The 22816-nt window shown below is 65.4% G+C and carries 24 protein-coding genes; 15 read left to right on the top strand and 9 right to left on the bottom strand.

Annotated features, from left to right (window positions below):
• Positions 1–63: 63 nt before the first annotated feature.
• Positions 64–504, top strand: a complete 441-nt coding sequence (locus ACIBJI_RS00290; RefSeq protein WP_364353674.1) for a hypothetical protein — start codon at positions 64–66, stop codon at positions 502–504.
• A gap of 161 nt (positions 505–665) precedes the next feature.
• Here ACIBJI_RS00290 and ACIBJI_RS00285 read toward each other — a convergent pair whose 3' ends face one another.
• Positions 666–1157: a hypothetical protein gene (locus ACIBJI_RS00285; protein WP_364353677.1), complete on the bottom strand. Its 492-nt coding sequence runs from the start codon at positions 1155–1157 to the stop codon at positions 666–668.
• 752 nt (positions 1158–1909) lie between these two features.
• On the opposite strand from ACIBJI_RS00285, the gene ACIBJI_RS00280 reads away from it, so the two are divergent.
• The 8 genes from ACIBJI_RS00280 to mnhG all read left to right on the top strand — a co-directional run bounded on the left by ACIBJI_RS00280 (position 1910) and on the right by mnhG (position 11763).
• Complete coding sequence (locus ACIBJI_RS00280; protein ID WP_397082560.1) at positions 1910–4168, top strand: AAA family ATPase; 2259 nt, start codon at positions 1910–1912, stop codon at positions 4166–4168.
• Between the two features lie 119 nt (positions 4169–4287).
• Positions 4288–5595 (top strand): hypothetical protein, encoded by a 1308-nt coding sequence (locus tag ACIBJI_RS00275; protein ID WP_364353683.1) that lies wholly within the window; start codon positions 4288–4290, stop codon positions 5593–5595.
• A gap of 111 nt (positions 5596–5706) precedes the next feature.
• On the top strand, positions 5707–8568 hold the full coding sequence (locus tag ACIBJI_RS00270; protein ID WP_397082558.1) for a Na+/H+ antiporter subunit A: 2862 nt from the start codon (positions 5707–5709) through the stop codon (positions 8566–8568).
• Complete coding sequence (locus tag ACIBJI_RS00265; RefSeq protein WP_364353689.1) at positions 8565–8936, top strand: Na(+)/H(+) antiporter subunit C; 372 nt, start codon at positions 8565–8567, stop codon at positions 8934–8936. The genes ACIBJI_RS00270 and ACIBJI_RS00265 overlap by 4 nt, the downstream gene beginning before the upstream one ends.
• Positions 8933–10537: a Na+/H+ antiporter subunit D gene (locus ACIBJI_RS00260; RefSeq protein WP_364353692.1), complete on the top strand. Its 1605-nt coding sequence runs from the start codon at positions 8933–8935 to the stop codon at positions 10535–10537. The genes ACIBJI_RS00265 and ACIBJI_RS00260 overlap by 4 nt, the downstream gene beginning before the upstream one ends.
• Complete coding sequence (locus ACIBJI_RS00255) at positions 10534–11100, top strand: Na+/H+ antiporter subunit E (protein WP_364353695.1); 567 nt, start codon at positions 10534–10536, stop codon at positions 11098–11100. The genes ACIBJI_RS00260 and ACIBJI_RS00255 overlap by 4 nt, the downstream gene beginning before the upstream one ends.
• A 73-nt stretch (positions 11101–11173) precedes the next feature.
• Entirely contained in the window at positions 11174–11434 is a 261-nt protein-coding gene (locus tag ACIBJI_RS00250; protein WP_364353698.1) for a monovalent cation/H+ antiporter complex subunit F, read from the top strand.
• Positions 11431–11763 (top strand): monovalent cation/H(+) antiporter subunit G, encoded by a 333-nt coding sequence (gene mnhG / locus ACIBJI_RS00245; RefSeq protein ID WP_364353701.1) that lies wholly within the window; start codon positions 11431–11433, stop codon positions 11761–11763. Before ACIBJI_RS00250 ends, mnhG begins: the two co-directional genes overlap by 4 nt.
• 72 nt (positions 11764–11835) lie before the next feature.
• Here the strand turns inward: mnhG and ACIBJI_RS00240 are convergent, their stop codons facing one another.
• The 6 genes from ACIBJI_RS00240 to ACIBJI_RS00215 form a co-directional block, all read right to left on the bottom strand.
• The gene (locus ACIBJI_RS00240; protein WP_397083025.1) at positions 11836–13122 is read right to left on the bottom strand and encodes a DUF5933 domain-containing protein; all 1287 of its coding nucleotides are present in this window, start codon (positions 13120–13122) and stop codon (positions 11836–11838) included.
• Positions 13123–13346: 224 nt separating this feature from the next.
• A complete protein-coding gene (locus ACIBJI_RS00235; RefSeq protein ID WP_364353704.1) occupies positions 13347–14492 on the bottom strand; it encodes a glutamate--cysteine ligase in 1146 nt (381 codons plus the stop codon).
• A gap of 13 nt (positions 14493–14505) precedes the next feature.
• Positions 14506–15192 (bottom strand): superoxide dismutase[Cu-Zn], encoded by a 687-nt coding sequence (sodC, locus tag ACIBJI_RS00230; protein ID WP_364353707.1) that lies wholly within the window; start codon positions 15190–15192, stop codon positions 14506–14508.
• A 130-nt stretch (positions 15193–15322) separates the two neighbouring features.
• Entirely contained in the window at positions 15323–15877 is a 555-nt protein-coding gene (locus ACIBJI_RS00225; protein WP_364353710.1) for a LytR C-terminal domain-containing protein, read from the bottom strand.
• Positions 15878–15944: 67 nt separating this feature from the next.
• Positions 15945–16292 (bottom strand): DUF3263 domain-containing protein, encoded by a 348-nt coding sequence (locus tag ACIBJI_RS00220; RefSeq protein ID WP_364353713.1) that lies wholly within the window; start codon positions 16290–16292, stop codon positions 15945–15947.
• Positions 16293–16346: 54 nt separating this feature from the next.
• Positions 16347–16481 (bottom strand): hypothetical protein, encoded by a 135-nt coding sequence (locus ACIBJI_RS00215; protein WP_364353716.1) that lies wholly within the window; start codon positions 16479–16481, stop codon positions 16347–16349.
• Here ACIBJI_RS00215 and ACIBJI_RS00210 point away from each other — a divergent pair.
• The 3 genes from ACIBJI_RS00210 to ACIBJI_RS00200 are packed head-to-tail and all read left to right on the top strand — an operon-like array spanning position 16480 to position 18923.
• Positions 16480–17070, top strand: coding sequence for a peptide deformylase (locus tag ACIBJI_RS00210; RefSeq protein WP_397082555.1), 591 nt, complete (start codon positions 16480–16482; stop codon positions 17068–17070). The genes ACIBJI_RS00215 and ACIBJI_RS00210 overlap by 2 nt on opposite strands.
• Positions 17063–18052: a GNAT family N-acetyltransferase gene (locus ACIBJI_RS00205; protein WP_364353722.1), complete on the top strand. Its 990-nt coding sequence runs from the start codon at positions 17063–17065 to the stop codon at positions 18050–18052. Before ACIBJI_RS00210 ends, ACIBJI_RS00205 begins: the two co-directional genes overlap by 8 nt.
• A gap of 55 nt (positions 18053–18107) precedes the next feature.
• A complete protein-coding gene (locus tag ACIBJI_RS00200; protein ID WP_396958228.1) occupies positions 18108–18923 on the top strand; it encodes an exodeoxyribonuclease III in 816 nt (271 codons plus the stop codon).
• A gap of 15 nt (positions 18924–18938) precedes the next feature.
• Here ACIBJI_RS00200 and ACIBJI_RS00195 read toward each other — a convergent pair whose 3' ends face one another.
• Positions 18939–19196 (bottom strand): Txe/YoeB family addiction module toxin, encoded by a 258-nt coding sequence (locus ACIBJI_RS00195; protein WP_364353728.1) that lies wholly within the window; start codon positions 19194–19196, stop codon positions 18939–18941.
• The gene (locus ACIBJI_RS00190) at positions 19193–19465 is read right to left on the bottom strand and encodes a type II toxin-antitoxin system prevent-host-death family antitoxin (RefSeq protein ID WP_364353731.1); all 273 of its coding nucleotides are present in this window, start codon (positions 19463–19465) and stop codon (positions 19193–19195) included. The genes ACIBJI_RS00195 and ACIBJI_RS00190 overlap by 4 nt, the downstream gene beginning before the upstream one ends.
• Before the next feature lie 157 nt (positions 19466–19622).
• On the opposite strand from ACIBJI_RS00190, the gene ACIBJI_RS00185 reads away from it, so the two are divergent.
• From ACIBJI_RS00185 to fahA, 3 genes are all read left to right on the top strand, one after another.
• Positions 19623–20249, top strand: coding sequence for a TetR/AcrR family transcriptional regulator (locus ACIBJI_RS00185; RefSeq protein ID WP_364353734.1), 627 nt, complete (start codon positions 19623–19625; stop codon positions 20247–20249).
• 135 nt (positions 20250–20384) lie between these two features.
• Complete coding sequence (locus tag ACIBJI_RS00180) at positions 20385–21641, top strand: homogentisate 1,2-dioxygenase domain-containing protein (protein WP_364353736.1); 1257 nt, start codon at positions 20385–20387, stop codon at positions 21639–21641.
• Positions 21638–22813, top strand: coding sequence for a fumarylacetoacetase (gene fahA / locus ACIBJI_RS00175; protein ID WP_364353739.1), 1176 nt, complete (start codon positions 21638–21640; stop codon positions 22811–22813). Before ACIBJI_RS00180 ends, fahA begins: the two co-directional genes overlap by 4 nt.
• Positions 22814–22816 lie beyond the last annotated feature (3 nt).

Raw genomic sequence — 22816 nt, 5'->3', positions numbered from 1 at the left:
CACCCGGTACCCTGCTCCGGACGCGCCGGAGACTCCGGCGCCGCGAGTTACCGGGGAACGCACGTGATCAAGCGAGTTACCGCCATCGTCCTGGCCACCGGGGCGGTGGCCGTCGCGCTGGCCGGATGTGGCAGTTCGGACGATTCCAGCTCCGACGCGAACGGTCTGCGCAAGGGCGCGACAGGCACCAGTACGCCTGCGAGCACCACGTCCGCGACCAGCGCCGCACCGACCACGGCCGCCGACGCACCGACCACCACCAAGACCACGGCGAACTACCCCTCGCTGGGCCCGGCCTCGAGCACCACCTGCGGTGAATTCAAGAAGTTGGACAGCACCGAGGAGAAGTCGCTGATCGAGAAGGTGCTCGCGGAGAATCCGGGCAGCGAGTTCGAGGGCAGCCCGAATGTCGCCCTCGGCACCGCCAAACTCGTTTGCCTGGCCCCCAGCTACGTCGATACTCCGGTCGCGGTGGCCGCCGGGATCGTCGAAAAGGACAAATAGGCTCGCGCTGCTCGGTCGCAGCACCAGCCGCCGCATGCACACAGAACGCGCGTACGCAGCGGGCAGGCGCTGCGTACGCGCGTTCTATTCAAGAGGTTCACGGCCGCGCGGGTGCGCAGGCGGGAATCACCTACGCACCCTCACGGAGTCGCTCCGTCGGATCAGGGCTGACCGGTGGCGAACGCGATCACGGCGTCGAGGAACTCCTGGCCGCCCATGACATATCCGCCGATCAGCGCACCGGCCGGGATGCTGATGATCCACAGGAAGGGGATGAAAGCCCCGATAACGGCACCGATAACGATGCCCGGCAGGTTCTTGTTGACCTGCTCCATGAGCCGGTCGTAGGAGCTGATGTCCTTCAGCCCGGCAATGTCCTTCAACTTCGCGGTGTCCGTCGGGGTCATCGTCGAAGTCAGCGCGAGGGTGTGGCCGTCCGCGCTGATCTGCTGGCTCACCGCGATCGGAAGTCCCGCGACCTCGGAGTGCAGCGGCACCTGGTCCACCGTCGCGCCGTCGTTGGACTTCAGCAGCACTGCGGCACCGTCCGAGGCGAGCTCGAACCGGCCGCTGTCAACTGCCCAGGTGATGGACTTATCAGTTGGGGAAACCGTTGTGTGGTAGTTGATTCCGTGTGCAACACCAGAAGTCACGCCCCCCTGGGTCACTGCCGCCGGCTGGTCAGTCGCCACGGCGGGCTGCCCATTGGCGGTAGCCGCGGTAATCCCCACCGCGGTGACAGCCATAAAGACAGCAGTAGTGATCTTTCCGAACTTCATTTCTTGAATTCCCTCCACTTTGTTGTCCCGCCCGACAAGGGGCAGGACCCGAACGTTAGCGTGCGGAATTCGTTGTCGCACATTGGGGTTCGTCAATCATGAAATCGTGACAATTGCCGAAGTTTAGCTATGCACAGTTCCGCGGATCGAGCGCTACCACCGGATCCTCGGCGCGGGCGGGTGCGCGGGCATCATCACCGCACTCACTCTCGATGCGGTCGATATCGATTTCTGATGCGGTCGGGCCGCATGATGGATGCCCTGCATTTGCTCGAGCCGAGCTTCGAACTCCGCAACAGTCGCCCGTTATATCGCAAGTGAGCGGTAGGCCCCGGTCGATCCGCGGTGGCGGTGTCATTGGCCGAGGCCGGTGAGATCGACTCGGACACGCGTACCAATCTCCGGCGCTAAATTACTGGTCAGAGCGCACTGCCGCGATTGCACGTCCGATCGGCGATATCGACGACGATCCAAGGCCGTTTTCGGTTCCGTGATTACATTCACAATTTCGGATGCCGGCCGGAAATAGCGGATCGGGGCACTCGCCATCGAGGATTTTCCGCTTATCTGCGAACTATCCGACGGTCCGCCGACCAACGAGGGCCGGACGCGGGCAGAATGACACAGTGGCAGAACTCGCGCTCACCGCACGACTGAATCCCTCCGCCGCAGATGCCAGGCGCGGAGTGGTCCGGTTACATCCGGAGGCACTGACCGCGCTCGGCCTGCGGGAATGGGACGGAATCGCACTGGTCGGGGCACGACGCACCGCCGCGGTGGTCGGGAAGGCTCCAGCTGGCACACCGGCCGGTGTGGCACTACTCGATGACGTGACATTGTCCAACGCGGGGCTGCGTGAGGACGCGAATGTCGTGGTCTCCCCCGCGACCGTGTACGGCGCCAAGCAGATCTCGGTGAGCGGTTCGGTGCATGCCACCAGGACCATTCCGGCGGCGACGCTGCGGCAGGCGCTGCTGGGCAAGGTGGTCACGGTCGGTGACGCGGTATCGCTGCTGCCCCGCGACCTCGGCCCGGATATCAGCTCTTCGGCTGCCACCCAAGCCCTTTCGCGCACCTTCGGCATCGCGTGGACCACCGAGTTACTGACCGTCACCGCGACCGATCCCGGTCGCGCTCCGGTGAGCGTGCAGCCGAATACCGCGGTGGTGTGGGGCGCGAGTGCGGTGGCGGCCCGGGTTTCCGCCGATCGGGCGGCGGCCGGGTTGCCGGTCCCGGCGGGTGAGGCCGCGCGTGGGGCCACCGAGGCCGCGGCGCTGGCCGCGACCAATGGGACGGGCGCGGGCTGGACCGCGACCGTCGGCGAGTCGGCCATTCCGGTCGAGGATCTGGCGGGTGCGCACGGGCAGGCCACGAAACTCCAGGAGTGGCTCAGCCTGGCACTCGACGAACCGGAATTGCTGAAGGCCCTCGGCGCCACACCACACCTCGGCGTGTTGATCACCGGCCCGGCCGGAGTCGGCAAAGCCACGCTGGCGCGTGCGGTGGCCGCGCCACGGCGCATTGTCGAACTGGATGGCCCGACGGTCGGCGCGGCCGAAAGCGGTGCGCGGTTGCGCGAGGTCGCGGCCGCAGTATCCGAAATCGGTTGCGGGCGAGGCGGAATCCTGCTCATCACCGATATCGATGCCCTGCTGCCTGCACCGGCTGAACCGGTCGCCACGCTGATCCTGGACCAGTTGCGCGCCGCGATCGCCGAACCCTGCGTGGCACTCCTGGCGACCACGGCACATCCGGCCGGTATCGATCCACGGCTGCGCGCGCCCGATCTCTGCGATCGTGAACTCGCACTCGCGCTGCCGACCGCCGCCGTACGCAAGGCTCTGCTCGAGCAGCTGTTGCGCAAGGTACCGACCAAGGATCTGAAGATAGATGAAATCGCTTCGCGCACACCCGGATTCGTGGTGTCGGATCTGGCCGCGCTGTGCCGCGAGGCGGCACTGCGCGCGGCTTCGCGGGCCAGTAAACAACAGTCGGAACCGGAGCTGACCCAACCCGACCTGCTCGGTGCTACCGAGGTGATCCGGCCGCTATCGCGTTCCGGGACCGAGGAACTCGCGATCGGCAGCCTCAGCCTCGATGACGTCGGGGACATGGTCGAAACCAAAGAGGCACTCACCGAAACCGTGCTCTGGCCGCTGCGCCATCCGGATTCGTTCGCCCGCCTCGGCATTCATCCACCGCGCGGTGTACTGCTCTACGGCCCGCCGGGCTGCGGTAAGACCTTCCTGATCCGCGCACTGGCCGGGACCGGTCAGCTCAGCGTGCATGCGGTCAAAGGCGCCGAATTGATGGACAAATGGGTCGGCGCCTCCGAGCGCGCGGTGCGCGAATTGTTCCAGCGCGCACGCGATTCCGCGCCTTCGCTGATCTTTCTGGACGAGGTGGACGCGCTGGCGCCGCGCCGCGGTCGCAACAGTGACTCCGGCGTCGGTGACCGCGTGGTCGCGGCACTGCTGACCGAACTCGACGGCGTGGAACCGCTGCGCGATGTGGTCGTGCTCGGTGCGACCAACCGTCCGGAGCTGATCGATCCCGCACTGCTTCGCCCCGGCAGGTTGGAACGGCTGATCTTCGTGCCGCCACCGGATGGCGACGCCCGACTGGAAATCCTGCGGGCCGCCGGGAAGTCGGTACCACTGGCCGCCGATGTCGACCTGGCCGCGCTCGCCGCCGATCTGGACGGCTATTCCGCAGCCGATTGCAGTGCGCTGCTGCGCGAGGCCGCATTGACCGCGATGCGCCGGGATATGGACGCCGCCGACGTCACCGCCGGGGATGTCGCGGCGGCCAGGGCGGTGGTGCGGCCGTCGCTGGATGCCGAGCAGGTCGAGTCGCTGCGCCGGTACGCCGAAAGTCGCCGATAGCCGATTGAAGCAATCGTCCGGTAATTGCTGTCTTCCTGCATTTTCCGCAGATCCGACATATTCGGGCAATTTGGGCGCAATCATCGGATCCCGCGTCGAGCGCGAGTAAGTTCGACGAGGTGCGCAAGATCGGCAATGCGATCGATACGATCACGGCCTTCTTCGGGGCCGCGGTCGCGGGCACCGCACTGTTCCTACCGATCAGCTTCAGTTGGACCGCCGACAGTTCGCCGTATCGGTTGGCCAGCCTGAACAACAGCGTCCCGCGCGGCGCCGCGACCGGGGTGATCGTCGCGGTGGCCGTCGCGGTGATGGTCATCACCTTTCACAAGCCGCTGGTGGCATGGGCGGCGGCACTATTCGGCGCGATCGCAATGGACATCAATCACATTGCCGGACGCCATGTCTCCTCAGCCGACCTGCTGACCACCCAGAACTATCTGGATTCGATTCTGGCCGGTGTGCTGCTCGGTGCGTTGGGTGCGGCGGTGCGGCGCCGATCGGGTCCGGCGGTCGGATTCGCGATCGGCGCCGCGGGCTTTTTCGTCTTCGGTGATCTCGCGGAACTATTGGAGATCTCCGAAGACAATCCGTACGCGGTGCTCGAGACGCCGCCACGCTGGCTCGTCAGTGTTGCCGTGGTGCTGCTGATCGTCAGTACGCTGCGCAATCGGTCCAAGGCCGAGGAATCGAAGCCGCCGCGGATCGCCGTCGAACTTCCGGTCACGCCGATCCTGGCCTCGATGGTGCTGGCACTGGTGATCCTGGCCATCACCGAATGGCTGGCGCGCCAGTATCAACATGCGCCGAACGTCAGTCATGCGGTCGAAATCGGGATGGCGGTCGCCGCGACGGTCATCGCCGCCACCGCCGCGGCCATGTTGCTACCCGCGCGCGACGGCACCGGGGTGTATCTGGCGGTGGCTCTGGTCGCCGCCGCCGAGGCGATCGGCGGGGATCCGCGGCCCGGGTGGAGCATCGCCGCGTTGATCGCGGTCACCGCCGTCGGACTGCTCATCGGGATTCGCCTGCCCTCGACCTTCATCGCCATCTCGCTGATCACCGGACTCGCGGTATTCGCCCTGGTGAAACCCACCCACGACCATGGCTACGTGACCGCGGCGGGCAGTGCGGCACTGGCACTGACAGCCGGTTACTGCTGTGGCACCGCGCGTCCCCGATACGCACCGAGCGGGGTGCTCGCCCTCTCCGCGCTGTATCTGCCGTCGATCATCACCGCATTGCCGCACGACACCGCCGAATGGCCGCTGAACGGGGGCGCCGACCATCAAGCCCTGGCCGGCCGGACCGCGCTCGCGATAGCCTGCGGTTCGGCCCTCGGGTTGGTAGTGCTGCGCCGATTCCGACCGCGCAGCCGACCCAGGCCGGGGCAATCCGTCGACGAGGAAACGTTAGCGGACATATAGCCCATCCGCGCGGAGATGGCATACGCCATATTCGCTCGGCTGACGAAAGTCGCAGGCTCCAAGTAAGGTCATTCGGTATCACCCCGCCGCAACTACCCGACGGAGTGCAGTTTGCTCGGAATCCTGCTCGCGCTCGTGATAGCCGCACTCGCGGCACCGCTGTGCGTGCGGGCGTTGGGGCGCAACGGTTTCTACGTACTCGCACTCGTCCCGTTCGGCTGTCTCGGCTGGGTGATCGCGAATTGGGGTAGCACACAGCGGGTTCGAGTCGCTTGGGCGCCGAGCATCGACATGAATATCGAGCTGCGCTTCGATTCGCTCGCCGCCCTCATGTCCGCGCTGGTGCTCGGCATCGGCGCGGTGATTCTGGCTTATTGCGCACGGTATTTCGAGAACGACGAACCGCGGCTGCCGGTGTTCGCGGCCCAGTTGGTCGCCTTCGCCGGGGCCATGTTCGGCCTGGTCACCAGCGATAATATGTTGCTGCTGTTCGTCTTCTGGGAAATGACGACAGTGTTGTCGTTCCTGCTGGTCGGCCACAATGCCGAACAGGCGGTGAGCAGGCGGGCGGCGATCCAGGCGCTATTGGTGACCGGTGCGGGCGGGCTGGCGATGCTGGTCGGGATCGTCATCCTCGGTCAGGTGAGCGGCAGTTATCTGCTGTCGGATCTGCTTGCGGGGCCGCCTTCGGGCATCGCGGTGGATGTCGCGGTGGTGCTGCTGCTGGTCGGGGCGTTGAGCAAATCGGCAATCGTGCCGCTGCACTTCTGGCTGCCGGGTGCGATGGCGGCGCCGACACCGGTGAGCGCGTATCTGCATGCGGCGGCCATGGTGAAGGCGGGTGTCTATCTGGTGGCGCGGCTGGCGCCGGTATTCGCGGAAAGCCCAGCCTGGCATCCGCTGATCCTCACGCTCGGTATGGCGTCGATGCTGCTCGCCGGGTTGCGGTCATTGCAGGTGACGGATCTGAAGCTGGTGCTCGCCTTCGGGACGGTGAGCCAGTTGGGGTTGCTGATCATGCTGGTCGGGCTCGGTACACCGGATGCGGCACTGGCCGGTTCAGCCTTGATCGTGGCGCATGCGCTGTTCAAGGCGTGTTTGTTCATGGTGGTCGGGATCATCGACCACGGGGCCGGTACGCGGGACCTGCGGGAGTTGTCCGGGCTGGGGCGGCGGGCGCCGGTGCTGTGCGGTGTCGCGGTGTTGGCGGCGCTCAGTATGGCCGGGATTGCGCCGCTGCTCGGGTTCGTGGGCAAGGAAAGTGCGCTGGCCGCGGTGTTGGATGCGGATGTCCTTGCCGCACCGGCTAAGGCCGCGTTGGCCGTCGGTGTAGTGCTCGGATCCATGCTGACCGTTGGCTACAGCATTCGGTTCATTTGGGGAGCTTTTGCGGATCGAGAGGTGCTATCCAGTGGTGAGCACGTGCGCCCTGCGGAGCACGGTTATTCGGAAAATGGCCATTGGCGTGCGCCGGGAGCGCTGTTCACGGCGGCGCCCGCCTTGCTCGCGGTTGGGGGCTTGATCGCGGGTCTCGGCGCGCCATGGCTGGACGAACTACTCACCCCCTATGCGAAAACCCTGCCCGGCGTACTCGATTCGCATCTCGCACTCTGGCACGGCTTCAATGTCGCGCTGACGCTGACGATCCTGATCATCATCGCGGGCATTGTGGTGTTCGGGCTGCGTGGTCGTATCGGCGAATCCGCGACCATGCTCGGCAATGCCGACCGCGCCTACGACGCCACCCTACGGGCCATGGACCGGCTGTCGCTACGAATGACGGGCGCAGTGCAGCGTGGTTCGCTGCCGCTGAGTCAGGCGGCGATTCTGGTGACCTTGATCCTGCTGCCGACCGTACTGCTCGCGATCGGCACCCGCACCGGAGTTCGCCTGCGCCTGTGGGATTCGCCATTTCAGCTCGTCATCGGCACGATCATGGCCGTCATGGCACTGGCCTCGACGGTGCTGCGCAACCGGTTGGCCAGTGTGCTCGTCGTCGGCGTCACCGGTTACGGCTGCGGTGTGATCTTCGCAATGCACGGTGCGCCGGATCTTGCGCTGACCCAATTCCTGATCGAGACACTGACTTTGGTGATCTTCGTGCTGGTACTGCGGGCCTTCCCCGCCGAAATCGACGAAAGTCGCACCGCCGCATTCAAAGTGCGACGGGCGATTCTGTCCGCACTGGTGGGTGCGACGGTCGCGGTGCTGGCCGCCTTCGCCGTCGCCGCCCGCTCCACCGAACCCATCTGGCACCTGATCCCCGATGCCGCATACACATTCGGCGGCGGTAAGAACGCCGTCAATGTTCTGTTGGTCGATATCCGAGCATGGGACACCCTCGGCGAGATCTCGGTGCTTGTCGTGGCCGCGACCGGGGTGGCATCGCTGGTATTCCGCAGCCGCCGTTTCGGCAGCGCCCCGCGTGCGGCGGACTCCCCGAACTACGATCCGGACCTGATCAGCTGGTTGCCCGCCGGGCGGCTGGTGGACCGGCGCGACCGATCGATGGTCCTGCAGGTCACCACCCGACTGGTCTTCCCGACCATCATGGTGCTGTCGGTGTACTTCTTCTTCTCCGGCCACAATGCGCCGGGCGGCGGTTTCGCGGGCGGACTGACCGCCGGACTCGCACTGACGCTGCGCTATCTCGCCGGCGGCCCCTATGAACTCGGCGAGGCGCTGCCCGTGGATGCGGGGCATTTGCTCGGCGGCGGGTTGACGCTGGCCGCCGGAACCGCGAGCACCTCACTGCTATTCGGCGCGCCGCCGCTGTCGTCGGCGATTGTGGAAGTGACGCTGCCGGTGATCGGGCACATCAAGGTGGTCACCGCACTGTTCTTCGATCTCGGTGTCTATCTCATCGTGGTCGGGCTGGTCCTGGACGTGCTGCGCAGCCTCGGCGCGCGCCTGGACAGCGAGCTGGCCACCGACGAGGACGAATCCGCCTCGGTACGTGGAGGTTCCCAGTGAGTGCGAATCTGACCCTGCTGATCCTGATCGGGATTCACGTCGCGTGCGGTGTCTATCTGATCCTCGAACGCGCGGTCTCGAAAATGCTGCTCGGCATGATCCTGTTCGGCAATGCGGTGAATCTGCTGATCCTGACAGTCGGCGGACGGGACGGTCGGCCACCCATCCGGGGCGAGGGCGAGGATACGGCCGATCCGCTCGCCCAGGCCATGGTGCTCACCGCGATCGTGATCACCATGGGTCTTGCGGCCTTCGTGCTCGCCCTCGCCTACCGCTCCTACATCCTCACCACCACCGACACCGTGCACAACGACCCGGAAGATGCCGAGGTCGCCGCCCGGCGTGAGAGAGAGGATCCGGAGGATTGAGTGTGCTGACCGCGCTCGCACCGCTACCGGTCCTGGTGCCCTTGCTCGGGGCGGCGGGCACGCTGGTGTTCGGACGGCAGCCGCGCATCCAGCGCTTCGTCATGCTGTTGGTGCTGTCGGTCGTGGTGGGCATCTGCGGGGTGCTGCTGTATCTGGTCGATCGCGACGGCACCACCGCGCTGCAGGTCGGCGGGTGGGGTACACCGATCGGCATCACGCTGGTGGTCGATCGACTATCCGCGGCCATGCTGCTCGTCTCGGCGATCGTGCTGCTCGCGGTCTCGATCTACGGTGCGGGCCAGAACATTCGCGACGGTGACGACCGCCAGCCGACCTCGATCTATCGCCCGACGTATCTCGTACTCACCGCGGGTGTTTCGGCCGCATTCCTGGCCGGTGATCTGTTCAACCTGTTCGTCGGCTTCGAAATTCTGCTCGCCGCATCGTTCGTACTGCTCACCGTCGGCGCTACCGCGGACCGGATCCGGGCCGGTATCGCGTATGTGATGGTCTCGATGGTGTCGTCGCTCATCTTCCTGACCGGTATCGCGCTGGCCTACGCGGCCACCGGAACACTGAACCTGGCGCAGCTGGCGGTGCGAATGGGCCAGGTGCCCAATGGTATTCGGATGGCCATCTACGCGGTGCTGTTGGTGGCCTTCGGCATAAAGGCGGCGGTCTTTCCGCTGTCGAACTGGCTGCCCGACTCCTACCCCACCGCACCCGCGCCCGTGACCGCGGTTTTCGCGGGCCTGCTGACGAAAGTCGGTGTGTACGCGATCATCCGGACGCACTCCCTGCTGTTCCCGGACGGCGGATTCGACGATGTGCTGCTGGTCTGTGGTCTGCTCACCATGGTGGTCGGAATCTTCGGTGCGATCGCGCAGAGCGATATCCGACGCCTGCTGTCGTTCACCCTGGTGAGCCACATCGGCTACATGGTGTTCGGTATCGGACTCTCCACCGCCGCGGGTCTTTCCGGCGCGGTTTTCTATGTGGCGCACCATATTCTGGTGCAGACGGCGCTGTTCCTGGTGGTCGGACTGATCGAGCGGCAGGCGGGATCGGTATCACTGCGACGATTGGGCGGTTTGGCAGCGGCCAGTCCGCTGCTGGCGATCCTGTTCCTGGTGCCCGCGTTGAATCTCGGTGGTATACCTCCGTTCTCGGGATTCATCGGCAAGGTCGCACTGCTACAGGCGGGTGCGGCGGCCGGCAGTGTACTGGCCTGGGTGCTGGTCGCGGGTTCGGTGGTGACCAGCCTGCTGACGCTGTACGCCATGGCGCGGGTGTGGAGCAAGGCATTCTGGCGGCCGCGCGTCGAGGCGCCGGAGGGACATCTCACGGCGGCGAAACCACCGACGCTGGTGGAGGATTCGACCGATGTGCGCTATGACGAACGCACCGATCCGGGGCGCATGCCAGTGCTGATGGTCGGCTCGACGGCGGCGCTGGTGGTGGTCGGTCTGTGCCTGACGGTATTCGCCGGTCCGATTCTGCGCATCGCGGACCGCGCCGCCGACGATCTGAGCAATCCCGCGGTGTATGTCGGTGCGGTGCTCGGCAATTCGTACGCCGGGGCGAAGGGAACCATCCGATGAGCACCGTCCGTCGACTTGTCCCGACTCGATCGACCGCCGTGCGCATCGGCGTGCTGTTGTGGCTGACGGCGGTGTGGTCGACGCTCTGGGGCGAAGTCAGTGTGGGCAATGTGCTGGCCGGTCTCGTCGTCGGCGCGCTGATCATGCTGACCTTGCCGCTGCCGCGCGTTCCGGTATCCGGGCGCATACATCCGCTGTCGCTGATCGAATTGGTCGTCGTCGGTTCGTATTACGCGCTGGAATCCAGTCTGCAGGTGGCCTGGTTCGCGATCCGTCCGGCAGCACCGCCGGCCTCCGGCGTGCTGCGGGTGAATCTGAATATGCGATCGGATCTGGTGCTGGTGTTGTGCGCCGATGTACTCAATCTGATTCCGGGCACCATGGTGTTGGAGATCGACCGGCAGCGCTGCGTCTTCTATGTGCACGTCCTGGACGTGGGCAGCGAGAAGGCGGTTGCCACGTTCTATCGAACCACCAGGCGGCTGGAGCGGCTGCTCATCTCATCGTTCGAGCGCCCCACCGAATGGCGTTCGGCCCGAACAACTCCGGAGGTGGACCCGTGAGCGAGCGTAGCGAGGGAACCAATAACACAGCACCGCCGGTCACGGCGGAACCGAGCGCCAGCGAGGTGCAGACGTGATCGTTGTCGCGATTGTGGCCGGCATCATGCTGATGGCCGCCGCCGTGATCGTCAGCTATCGCATCCTGGCCGGGCCGAGCATCCAGGACCGCGTTGTCGGCATCGACTCGCTGATGGCCATTGCCGCCTCCGGCCTGGCGGTCTGGGCCGCATACAGCGACGACACCACGGTCGTGCCCGCGATCGTCGCGTTGGCACTGGTCGGCTTCCTCGGCTCCGCCGCGGTCTCCCGATTCCACATCCGGGACGACACATGAATCTGTGGCACGTGGCCTCCGGGGTCCTCATCCTGAGCGGCGCGACACTCGCGCTGACCGCATCGATTGCCATCGTGCGCTTTCCGGACACGCTCTCGCGCATGCACGCCGCCACCAAACCCCAGGTGGTCGGCCTGATCCTGGTTCTGGAGGGTGCGGCGATCCAATTGCGCGGCCACGGCAATATCGGGCTGCTGTTGCTGGTCGGGCTGTTCACTCTGCTCACCGCGCCGGTGATCGCGCATCTGATCGGCCGGACGGCATATCGGGAGCAGCGCTACCGTGACGGGCTGTTGCGGGTGAACGAGTTTCGCGACGATACGTTGTGAGCCGAGGAACCTCGGGGGCGGTCGGCCCTGCCCTGAGCGCCCATTCTCGCGCCGAATCCGCGGGAGCTCAGGCTATCGAGCCGCGCCGACGGGAGTCTCTTGCGCCGCGACCACCGGAGCCCCGGCAAACCACGTCGCATGGAACGCCGCAGCCATCGCGGCCAGCAGCGCGAGCACGGCCGTTCCGGCCAACACCGGATACTCGGCCATCGGAACAGCGAGATAGCGGAACGAAAGCAACAGCGCGCCGAGGATCACCGCGCCCAACAGCACCAGCCGCACCCGGAACCATCCCCAGCCGCGCTCGGGAGCGCGCAGCGCGGACTCGATCGTCAGGCACAACACCGCACCGGCCACCAGATCGACGCCATAGTGGTAGCCGAAGCCCAGCGTCGCCGTCAGCGTGGCGGCCAACCAGAACGCGCCGAGGCAGCGCAGCCAAAGCGGAGCACGCGAACCATCGGCGTCCCTGCGAGTGTGCAGAAAGACCGACAGCGCCCAAGCCGTATGCATGGAAGGCACGCAGTTGCGTGGCGTGAAGGAATCGAACGGCAGCGGTGCCGGATTGCGATCGATCGGCGGGACGACACCGGGCCAGAAATTGCCGACCTGCATACTGTGGCCGTCCGGACCGAAGGCGAACATCGGGCCGACCACCGGGAAAATCACGTAGATGACCGGGCCGATCAGTCCGAGCACCAGGAAGGTGCGCACCAGATAGTGGGTCGGCCATACACCGGTCGATACCACCCGACGCAGCTGCCACACCGCGACGACGATCGCCGCCACCGGCAACTCGATGTAAACCCAGTGCAGCACCGCGTAGACGGCTGGTCCGAGCGCATCCACCACGCGACCCATCACCCAGGACGGATCACCGAGCGCGTGATCGGCCAGCGCCACATAGATGTCGTAGACCTGTGGCCGGCTGACGACCGTGACGTGCAGCCACACATCACCGACCTTGGTGGCCAGTACCAGCAATGCGCCCAGCGCGGCGGCGTGCAGCGCATTGCGTCGATCCACCCCGTTCCAGCGGAATCCGGCGATCAGCGCCAGACCGGTGAGCACGAGCGTCGGCCCATTGCCGATTGCGAACGACTCGCCGCTCAGCAGTCGAACACTCGCCCACACCACGTCGATACCCGCCGCCGTGCCGACCGCGATTATCCTGCGGCGCTTGGAGATTCCGACCAGCGCAAGTATGAGTCCGGCCCACGGCACCGACATGGACTTGGGTGTGCCGACATAGTCGTGCCACAGACTGCCGAGCGGCCCCTCGAAATCGTGCCCGATCGAACCCACCTGTAGGGCGATGAGCAGTACCGGCACCGCCGCGATCGCGGCTGCCGTCCAGATCCGCGAACGCGGCGCGCGCGCCCGCTCGGTATTCGATTTGCGGCGCTCCCGGGTCCCGCCGTGGTGACGCTCCGCTACCGCCTCCGGGCCCGTCGCTCGCGCCGCGGGGACGCTGCCACCTTTTTGACTCGGATCTTCGACAAGCACGTCGACCATAGTAAACGGCGGATGAACGCCATCCCCCTGACCAGCTGAACGTCAGCCGACCGTTCAACCAGGCAAAACTACTGGTCCAACTCCTTGACCAGGGCATCGACCACCGCGACCAGATCGCCCTGGGTGCTCGCGGCCACTTTGCGCTGCCGCTGATAGGACGCGCCGCGCCGTGGGATCTCCGCCACCAGGGCGAGTTCGTCCGCACAGCCGAGCCGCTTGGCCGTCGGTTCCAGCCGCTGCAGCAGATCCATCAGATCATCGGTGACCAACCGCTCATTGCTGTCGTCGTCCACGATGACGATCGCGTCGAGACCGTAGCGGGCCGCGCGCCACTTGTTCTCCTGAACATGCCACGGCGGGATGGTCGGCAGTGTTTCGCCGTTGTCGAGGCGCTGATCGAGATCGACGATCAGGCAGTGAATGAGCGCCGCCAAGGCCGACAGCTCCGCGTGGGTCGAGACCCCATCGCAGACTCGCACCTCGATGGTGCCCCATTTCGGCGCGGGCCGAATATCCCAGTGCATGCCGCCGAGTTGTTCGAAGACCCCCGTCTTCATCTCGTCGTGCACGAAATGCTCGAACTGGGACCAGTTTTCGAATTGGAACGGCAGACCGGCGGTGGGCAGCTGCTGGAACATCAACGTCCGGTTGCTTGCATAGCCGGTATCGGAGCCCGCCCACATCGGCGAGGACGCGGACAGCGCCAGCAGATGCGGATACGACAGCAGCAGCGAGTTGAGGATCGGAAAAACCTTCTCGGCGTGCGAAACTCCGACATGCACATGCACGCCCCAGATCATCATCTGGCGGCCCCACCATTGGGTTCGATCGATCAGCTCGTCGTAATGCGGTGAGCGCGTTAGTTGTTGGGCCGACCACTGGGCGAATGGGTGGGTGCCCGCGCAGAACAGATCGACGCCGAGCGGATCGGCGGCGCGGCGCACGGTATCCATGGTGCCGCGCAGATCGTCGACCGCCTCGCCGACCGTGTTGTGCACACCGGTGACGAGTTCGACGGTATTGCGCAGCAGTTCCTTGGTGACTTGCGGGGTTCCGTCGTAGGAATGTAAGTCACCGAGCGAATCGAACACGGCCGCAGCAGTATTCGACAGATCGCGGGTCACCTTGTCGACGAGCGCGATTTCCCATTCGATACCGATGGTCGGCCGGGGCGACCCGGGGAAGGGAACCCGCGCGATTGCTGGTCCGGCCATATCGGTGACCTTGCTACTGGATTACACCGCAGGCGATGCGACCACCCGCGTCGCCGGTCGCCAGTGTGGTGTCGTCCGGGCCGGCAACGCCGTCGGCGCGGACATAACGGTTGGGGATATTGCCGAAGTTATCGGCATCGGCGTGGATCATCAGGGCCTTGCCCTTGATGTCTTCCAACGTCACCGCATCGGTGGTGGTGACCAGTTTGGCCGTACCGTCGGCACGGACCTCGAGCGAGGTCAGATCGCCGCTGGCCGGATGGGCATTGGCGCTGCCGACCTGCAGGTGGCCGCCGGCCGACAGGAAGTCACCCGCCGGACCGCCGGTGGGCGCGACCGAGTTGGGCTCGCACTTGCCGACCTGGTGGATGTGCAGGCCGTGGAAGCCGGGGCGCAGGCCGTGCGCCTCGATGCTGACCTGCAGGTGGTTGCCGTCCTTGGTGATATTCGCGACGGCGACCGCGGAACCCGCGGGGTCCTTCAGGTCGACCTTCACGCCGGTGTTGGCATTCGGGGCGCCCGTCTCGGTGCCGGATTCGCTGGCCGCCGGGGCGGACGCACCGGTCCACACGGGCGGCGTAGTTCCCTGGACGTCGCTCGACTCCTGGCTGTTCGAGCAGGCGGCGAGGCCGAAGACCGCGACAGCGAGCACCGGGGTCACAGTCCGCCAGGACGGGCGAAGAGTTGTGGACGGGGCCATCGGGGGAACTCCTTTACGAGTACCGAGTTTACGAGTAAGGGCGGGTGGACACGTTCGTTACCGGACAAGATGATGCCACGTTCGCCGTGTCGCTCCCGTGACCGGGCCGTGTCGCGAGCCCCCGCACTGGTCAGTTACCGGTGACAACCACTGTCACACCCGAACCCGACCCACCGGGACGCGGCTCGGCGGTCGCGCCCAGTTCATCGGCTATGGCCAGTGCGGCTTCCTTCTCGCCGGCGTTATTGCCGTAGTACACAGTCGTATTCGTGATATTGGGGCCGGGATAGTTGCCGACCTCGGCAACGTTCCAGCCATTGGCGGCGAGCTCGCTCGCGGTGCGCGCGGCCAGTCCGGCAACGGTGCTGTTGTTCATAACATGTACCGGCACAGCGCGATTCGCCGTGGTGGTCGCGGCCGCCGTCGTCGACGGTTTCGTGGTGGCCGACGCCGAACTGCTCAGTGCCGAACTCGTGGTCTGCACCGGTGGGTTGGTCGTCGCGACCGCCGTGGTAGCGGCGGCCCGACTCGTTGTGCTCGAAGTATCACCCGCCCCCGAGGTGTCGGAATCCGAACTCGATAACGACATCGCGCCGAGCCCGGCGAAAACGATGGCCAGCGCGATCAACACCATCGCCAGCGCGCGCAACGGCGGCCCGCCGGAGGTGGGATTCGGGTAGCTCACGAATATGACCCTATCCGCAAACCGGACCCTATGGTCGTTGCGCTCGCTCCGGTTTTACGGCGGCGCGTCATACCTGGAAACCGAGCCTCCGAGCGGCTCGCGCCTTCTGCCTGCTCGCCCGCAGTCGACGCAACCGCTTCACCAGCATGGGATCGGCGGCCAAAGCCTCAGGCCGATCCACCACTGCGTTGAGTACCTGGTAATACCTGGTCGGCGACATGCCGAACAGTTCACGAATGGCCTCTTCCTTAGCCCCGGCGTACTTCCACCATTGCCGTTCGAAAGCCAGGATGTCGTGTTCGCGACGGCCGAGACCGTCACCGTCGCCATCGACCTGCGGGGCTGCCGTGACATCTTCGCTCGCAGAAGGGCCGTCCTGGATCGCGGAAAGATTCCGAGCCGCTGCGCCGTCCATCTTGCTCCCTCGCCGAGTAATCACCAGACGAAAATGATGCTTGTACGTCGCGGATCATTCAACCATGGGCCGCGGGATTGCCCCCAGCACCGTCGCGGCGTGTTCGCTACCGGTCGGTAGCGCGTCATGACCACCCGCGATCGCGGCGGCTGCGACCCGTTCGAGCCCATCGGCAATAATTGCCCCCATGGCAATCCTCCCCATCGTGATCGTCGGTGACCCGGTTCTGCACAATCCGACCGAGCAGGTCACCCAGACGCCGGAGGAACTGGCCCAGCTGATCACGGATATGTACGAGACGCTCGATGCCGCCAACGGCGTCGGACTGGCCGCGAACCAGGTCGGCGTGCCGTTGCGGCTGTTCGTCTACGACTGCCCCGATATCGACGCCAAGGGTTCGGCTGTGCGCCGCAGGGGCGCGGTGATCAATCCGGTGTTGGAAACCTCGGAGATTCCGGAGACCATGCCGGATCCGGATGACAATGACGAGGGCTGCCTGTCGGTGCCCGGTGAGCAGTTCCCCACCGGTCGGGCCGAATGGGCGCGCGTCACCGGAACCGATGAGCACGGCGAACCGGTGGAGATCGAGGGCAAGGGTTTCTTCGCCCGCATGCTGCAGCACGAGGTCGGACATCTCGACGGCTTCCTCTATGTGGATGTGCTGATCGGCCGCAATGCCCGCGCGGCCAAGAAGGCGATCAAGCGGAACGGTTGGGGCACACCGGGACTCAGCTGGGTTCCCGGCACGGTGCCCGATCCGTTCGGACACGATGACTGATCCTGCGGGTGATTCGCTACTGCCCGATATCCAGTTGGGTCGGCGGGTGGTGCTGCGGTACCGGTTGCCGGCGGGTTATCCACAACCGCTCACAGATGTAATCGGCGAACTGATTTCGTTGGATCCGCCTACCGTGCGTGCCGCCGACGGGCAGGTCGTCGCGGTCGCGGTGGATCGCGTTGTCGCGATGAAAGCGTTGGGGCCGAGGCCGATTCGCACCAAGGAGATCCGGGCGCTCGAAGCTGCGGCGGCGTACGCCTGGCCAGGTATCGAGCAGGGTTGGATCGACGGCTGGCTCTTGCGGGCCGGAAACGGCTACACCAACCGCGCCAATTCCGCTGTGCCGCTCGGCAGTTCGGATGGTCCGGCGGCCTTGGGCGCGGATACGCTGCAGCGGATCGGCGAGTGGTACACCGCACATGGACTGCCGGTGCAGCTCGCACTGCCGGATCGGCTCGCGTCGCTGCCGGCTGGCTGGCGGAGTTGGCGCGAAACTCAACTGCTGGCGATCGATATCGAGAATTTCGTACTGCCGCAGGGGCCGCGGATGGTGCGCATTGTGCCCGCCCCCGATGACACCTGGTTGTCGATGCATCGCTACAGCGGCGAAGATCCTGCGACACAGCCTGTTTCGACGCTACCGTTGGTCGAAGTGCTTACGGCCGTGCACGACGGCGAAGTGGGTTTCGCATCGCTCGGGTTGCCGCAGCCCATCGCGATCGGGCGCGGCGCACTCACCACAGCACCGGATGGGCGGCGCTGGATCGGACTGACCTGCGTCGCGGTGGCGGCCGAACACCGCAGGCACGGACTGGGGTCGCTGATCTGCGCGGAGCTCATCCGCTGGGGCGCCGACCGCGGTGCCACCCACGCCTATCTCCAGGTCGAAGCCGAGAACAGCGGGGCCATCGCGATGTATCACGAGTTGGGCTTCCTCGACCACCACACCTACCGCTATGCCGCTCCGGAAGGCTCTCGCTGAACCAACTCCTCCTGCGGTACAACAGATCTATAGCCCATTGCGAAGGAAGGCATCCGTGCGTCTCGCGACCTGGAACGTCAATTCGATCCGCTCCCGCCTCGACCGGGTCGCGGATTTCCTCGACCGCCAGGACATCGATGTGCTCGCGATGCAGGAGACCAAATGCCGCGACGAACAGTTCCCGTTCGAGCGCTTCGACGAACTCGGCTATGAGGTCGCCCACATCGGGCTCAACCAGTGGAACGGTGTCGCTATCGCCTCCCGCATCGGACTCGAAGATGTGCAAGCCGCATTCCCGAACCAGCCCGGCTTCGACAAGGATGCGGCCGACTCGCTGATCAGCGCGCCGATCGTGGAATCGCGCGCACTCGGCGCGACCTGCGGCGGCGTCCGGGTTTGGAGCCTGTACGTGCCCAATGGCCGCACCCTGCACGATCCGCACTACACCTACAAACTGGAATGGCTTGCCGCCCTGCGCGCCAACGGCGCCCAATGGCTCGCCGAGAATCCGGAGGCGCAGATCGCCCTGGTCGGCGACTGGAATATCGCCCCGACCGACGACGATGTGTGGTCCGTCGAATTCTTCGCCAACAAAACCCACACCTCCCAACCCGAACGCGACGCCTTCAACGCCATCGTCGAAACCGGCTTCGCCGACGTAATGCGCCCCTACGCCCCCGGCCCCGGCGTCTACACCTACTGGGACTACACCCAACTGCGCTTCCCCCGAAGAGAAGGCATGCGCATCGATTTCATCCTCGCCTCCCCCACCCTCGCTGCCCGCACTAAAGACGCAACGGTCGACCGCGAGGAACGAAAAGGCAAAGGCCCCAGCGACCACGCCCCCGTAATCGCCGAATTCACCGACTGATCACTGATACCGATCTCATTCATAGTGGAAGCGGCAGGCGACAATCTTGGCCGTGTCATCCTCGATCACATACACAATGCGGTGCTCGGATGTGACGCGACGCGACCAGAACCCAGCGAGGTTCTGCCGCAGCGGCTCCGGCTTGCCTACACCGTCGTAGCCGTTGCGGGTGATGTCCTCGATGAGTCTGTTGATTCGCCTCAGCGTTGCCTTGTCGTTGGCTTGCCACCAGAGATAGTCGGCCCAGGCATCCGGCGTGAACAAGACCTTCACTCCACGCCCTCGTCGTCGGTTTCGACGAGTTCATGGTGTTCGGTCTCGCCGGCCCGTAACTGCTCGATCGACCGCTCCAGATGGCGAGCATTGGCCGGTGATCCGAGCAGGTATGCGGTTTCCTTCAGCGACTGGTACTCACGCAGCGAAATCACGACTGCAGACTCTCGTCCCGCGCGGGTGATGACGACCTCTTCCAGATCTTCGGTAGCCGAATCCAGGACAGAAGCCAGGTTGGCGCGAGCTTCGGTGATAGAGATGGGTCGCATGACGGTCCTCTCGAACGTTCGCAAGTATCAATGTACATCATCACGTACATAGAGTGCACAATAGACCGGCTGAACCGTTCGCTCGTGGGGGCGACATCCGCCGCAAGAGGCCCGGTACCAGGGCGAACCAGGTCAGTAACACTGATATCTTGTGCGCATGGGTAGCGAGACGGCGGTGCAGCCACGGCAGCGGGCACAGCATCTGGGCCCGGAGCGTCGCCGTCCCCAAGTGCTCGATACCGCGCTGGCGATTGCCGTCGAGCACGGCGTCGCGGCGGTCACCATGGCCGCGATCGCCGAACGGATGAATGTGACCAGGCCCGTGGTGTACGCCTGCTTCCCGGATCGCGTCGAGCTGATCGAGGCGCTCATCCAACGCGAGGAGAGCTTCCTGGTCGGCGGAGTGCTCGAGGTGCTGCCCCCGCGCGCTGTCGACGCGGGCGAGACCGTTTTCGTCGATGGTTTCCGCGCACTGTTGGAGAAAGCGGCCGAGCGACCGGACGGGTGGCGGCTGCTGTACGGCAATCCCGATCCGGCCGTTGCGGATTCGTTCGGGCGCGGTCGCCAGCTCGCCATCGAGCGTTGCGCCACACTGCTGCGACCGACGCTGCGCGCCTGGGGTACCGAGGATGCCGAGCGCAAGTTGCCGGTGCTGGTCGAGCTGTGGGTGTCCGCGGGCGAGGGTGCGGTGCGCACGCTGCTGGCGGGCGAGGGCGGTTGGGATCCGCAGAGCCTCGGGGCCTTTGTCGGGGCGGCCGTGTATCGCGCATTGCGCCACGCCTGACAATTGTTCAGGACTTCACTCCATCGCTAGGCGGAATGCCGTAGAAGTCGACGGTGGGCCGACAAAATGTCCACCTTACCGGCGCCGCGGCACTACGATAGAGGCAAATCCAGCGGTCCAGCCGGAGGTGCGGTCATGGCGTTCTATCGGCAGGTGGGAGCGGTGCCACCGAAGCGGCATACCCAGCATCGAGACGACCAGGGACGGCTCTATTACGAAGAGCTGATGGGCGAGGAGGGCTTCTCCGGCGATTCCTCGCTGCTGTATCACCGCGGCCTGCCGCCAGCCATTGTCGATTCGACGGTATGGGAGCTGCCGGACCAGACCCTCACCCCGAATCATCCACTGCGCCATCGACATCTGCGTCTGCACGAACTCTTTCCCGGCGATACCGCGGCCGGAACCGATCCGGTCACCGGTCGGCGGCTGCTGCTCGGCAATGCGGATGTTCGGATCTCCTATGTGGTGGCCAAGGGCGCGTCACCGCTGTACCGCAATGCGATCGGCGACGAGCTGGTGTACGTGGAATCCGGTGCGGCCGTCGTCGAAACGGTCTTCGGCACCATCCCGGCCCGGCAGGGCGATCAGGTTTTGATTCCGCGCGCGACCACCCACCGCTGGCTACCGAGCGGCCCGCAACCACTGCGCGCGTATGTGATCGAAGCATCCAGCCACATCACCCCGCCGAAGCGGTATCTCTCGAAATTCGGTCAGCTGCTGGAACATTCGCCGTACTGCGAGCGGGATCTGCACGGGCCGGGGGAACCGCTGATCGCCACCGGAACCGATATCGAGGTGCTGGTGAAGCATCGCCCCGGCGGCCAGGTGGTCGGCACGCGGATGAGCTACGCGACCCATCCTTTCGACGTGGTCGGCTGGGGCGGCTGCCTGTACCCGCTCACCTTCAATATCGCCGATTTCGAACCGCTCACCGGCCGGGTGCACCAGCCGCCGCCCGCCCATCAGGCATTCGAGGGGATCAATTTCGTGGTGTGCAATTTCGTACCACGCAAGGTCGACTACCACCCATTATCGATTCCGGTGCCGTATTACCACTCCAATGTCGACAGCGACGAGATCATGTTCTACTGCGGCGGAAACTACGAAGCGCGTAGGGGTTCCGGTATCGGGCAGGGTTCGGTATCGGTACATCCCGGCGGTTATGCGCACGGTCCGCAGCCGGGCGCGTATGAGCGCAGTATCGGCATCGATTTCTTCGACGAACTCGCGGTCATGGTCGATACTTTCCGACCGCTGGAGCTCGGCGAAGGCGCGCTGGCCTGCGAGGATCCCGGATATGCGTGGACTTGGTCCGGTCGCGGACCGCAATCCGACCGAGACGGGGACCTGAATCGGCGTCCGCACGCGAACCAGCGCCGTGGGTCCGCATGAAGACCCGCATCGAGGTCCCCGACAACACTCTCTTCGGTCCGGATAATCTCCCCTACGGCGTCTTCGCGCCGGAGGGCCAGGACTTCCGGGTCGGTGTGCGGATCGGCGATCAGGTCATCGATCTGGCTGCGGCACTGGAGGATCCGGTATTCGCCGAGCCGAGTCTCAATGCGTTCATGGCCGCGGGGCCACGTCGGTGGCGGGAGGTACGCAGCCGGATTCGCGAGCTTGTCGATGGCGAAATCCCCAGGGAGGCAGTACATCCGCTGCACGGCGTGCGCACCGAACTGCCGGTGACGATCGGCGATTACGTCGATTTCTATGCCAGCATCGACCACGCGACGAACCTCGGCAGGCTGTTTCGACCCGATGCCGAACCGCTGCTGCCCAATTGGCGACATCTGCCGGTTGGATATCACGGGCGTGCCGGCACGGTCGTCGTCTCCGGTACCGATATCGTGCGGCCGCACGGTCAATGCCGAACACCGTCCGGCACACCGGATTTCGGCCCATCACAGCGTCTCGATATCGAGGCCGAGCTCGGATTCGTGGTCGGAGTCGGATCCGAACTCGGCGCACCCATCGATATCGACATGTTCGCCGAGCACGTCTTCGGCGTCGCGCTGGTGAACGATTGGTCCGCGCGCGATATCCAGGCCTGGGAGTATCAGCCGCTCGGACCGTTTCTGGGCAAGTCGTTCGCGACCTCACTCTCGGCCTGGATAACGCCGCTGGCCGCCTTGGAGACCGCCCGCATTCCGCTGCCGAAGCAAGAACCCGAAACACTGCCCTATCTGCGGGGCAGCCAACAGTGGGGGCTGGACATCGACCTGGCCGTGCACTGGAACGGCCAAACCGTCTCGCATCCACCGTATTCCCGAATGTACTGGTCACCGGCGCAGATGCTGGCGCATCTCACCGCGAACGGCGCCGCAACTCGCACCGGCGACCTCTACGCCTCCGGCACCATCTCCGGGCCGGAGCCGGACCAACGCGGTTCGTTCATCGAATTATCCTGGGGCGGAGCCGAACCCGTCACGGTGAACGGGCTGCACCGGACCTTCCTGGAGGACGGCGACGAGGTCGTCATCACGGCTTCGGCCCCGGGTTCCGGTACTCGACGCATCGGCCTCGGGGAGGTTCGCGGGCGTATCTGGCACGCGCACGGCTGAGCG

Source organism: Nocardia sp. NPDC050408 (genome assembly GCF_044458905.1).
Classification (GTDB): Bacteria; Actinomycetota; Actinomycetes; order Mycobacteriales; family Mycobacteriaceae; genus Nocardia.
The sequence above is the reverse complement of the archived record's forward strand: the minus strand, read 5'-3'. Positions and strand labels throughout refer to the sequence as shown.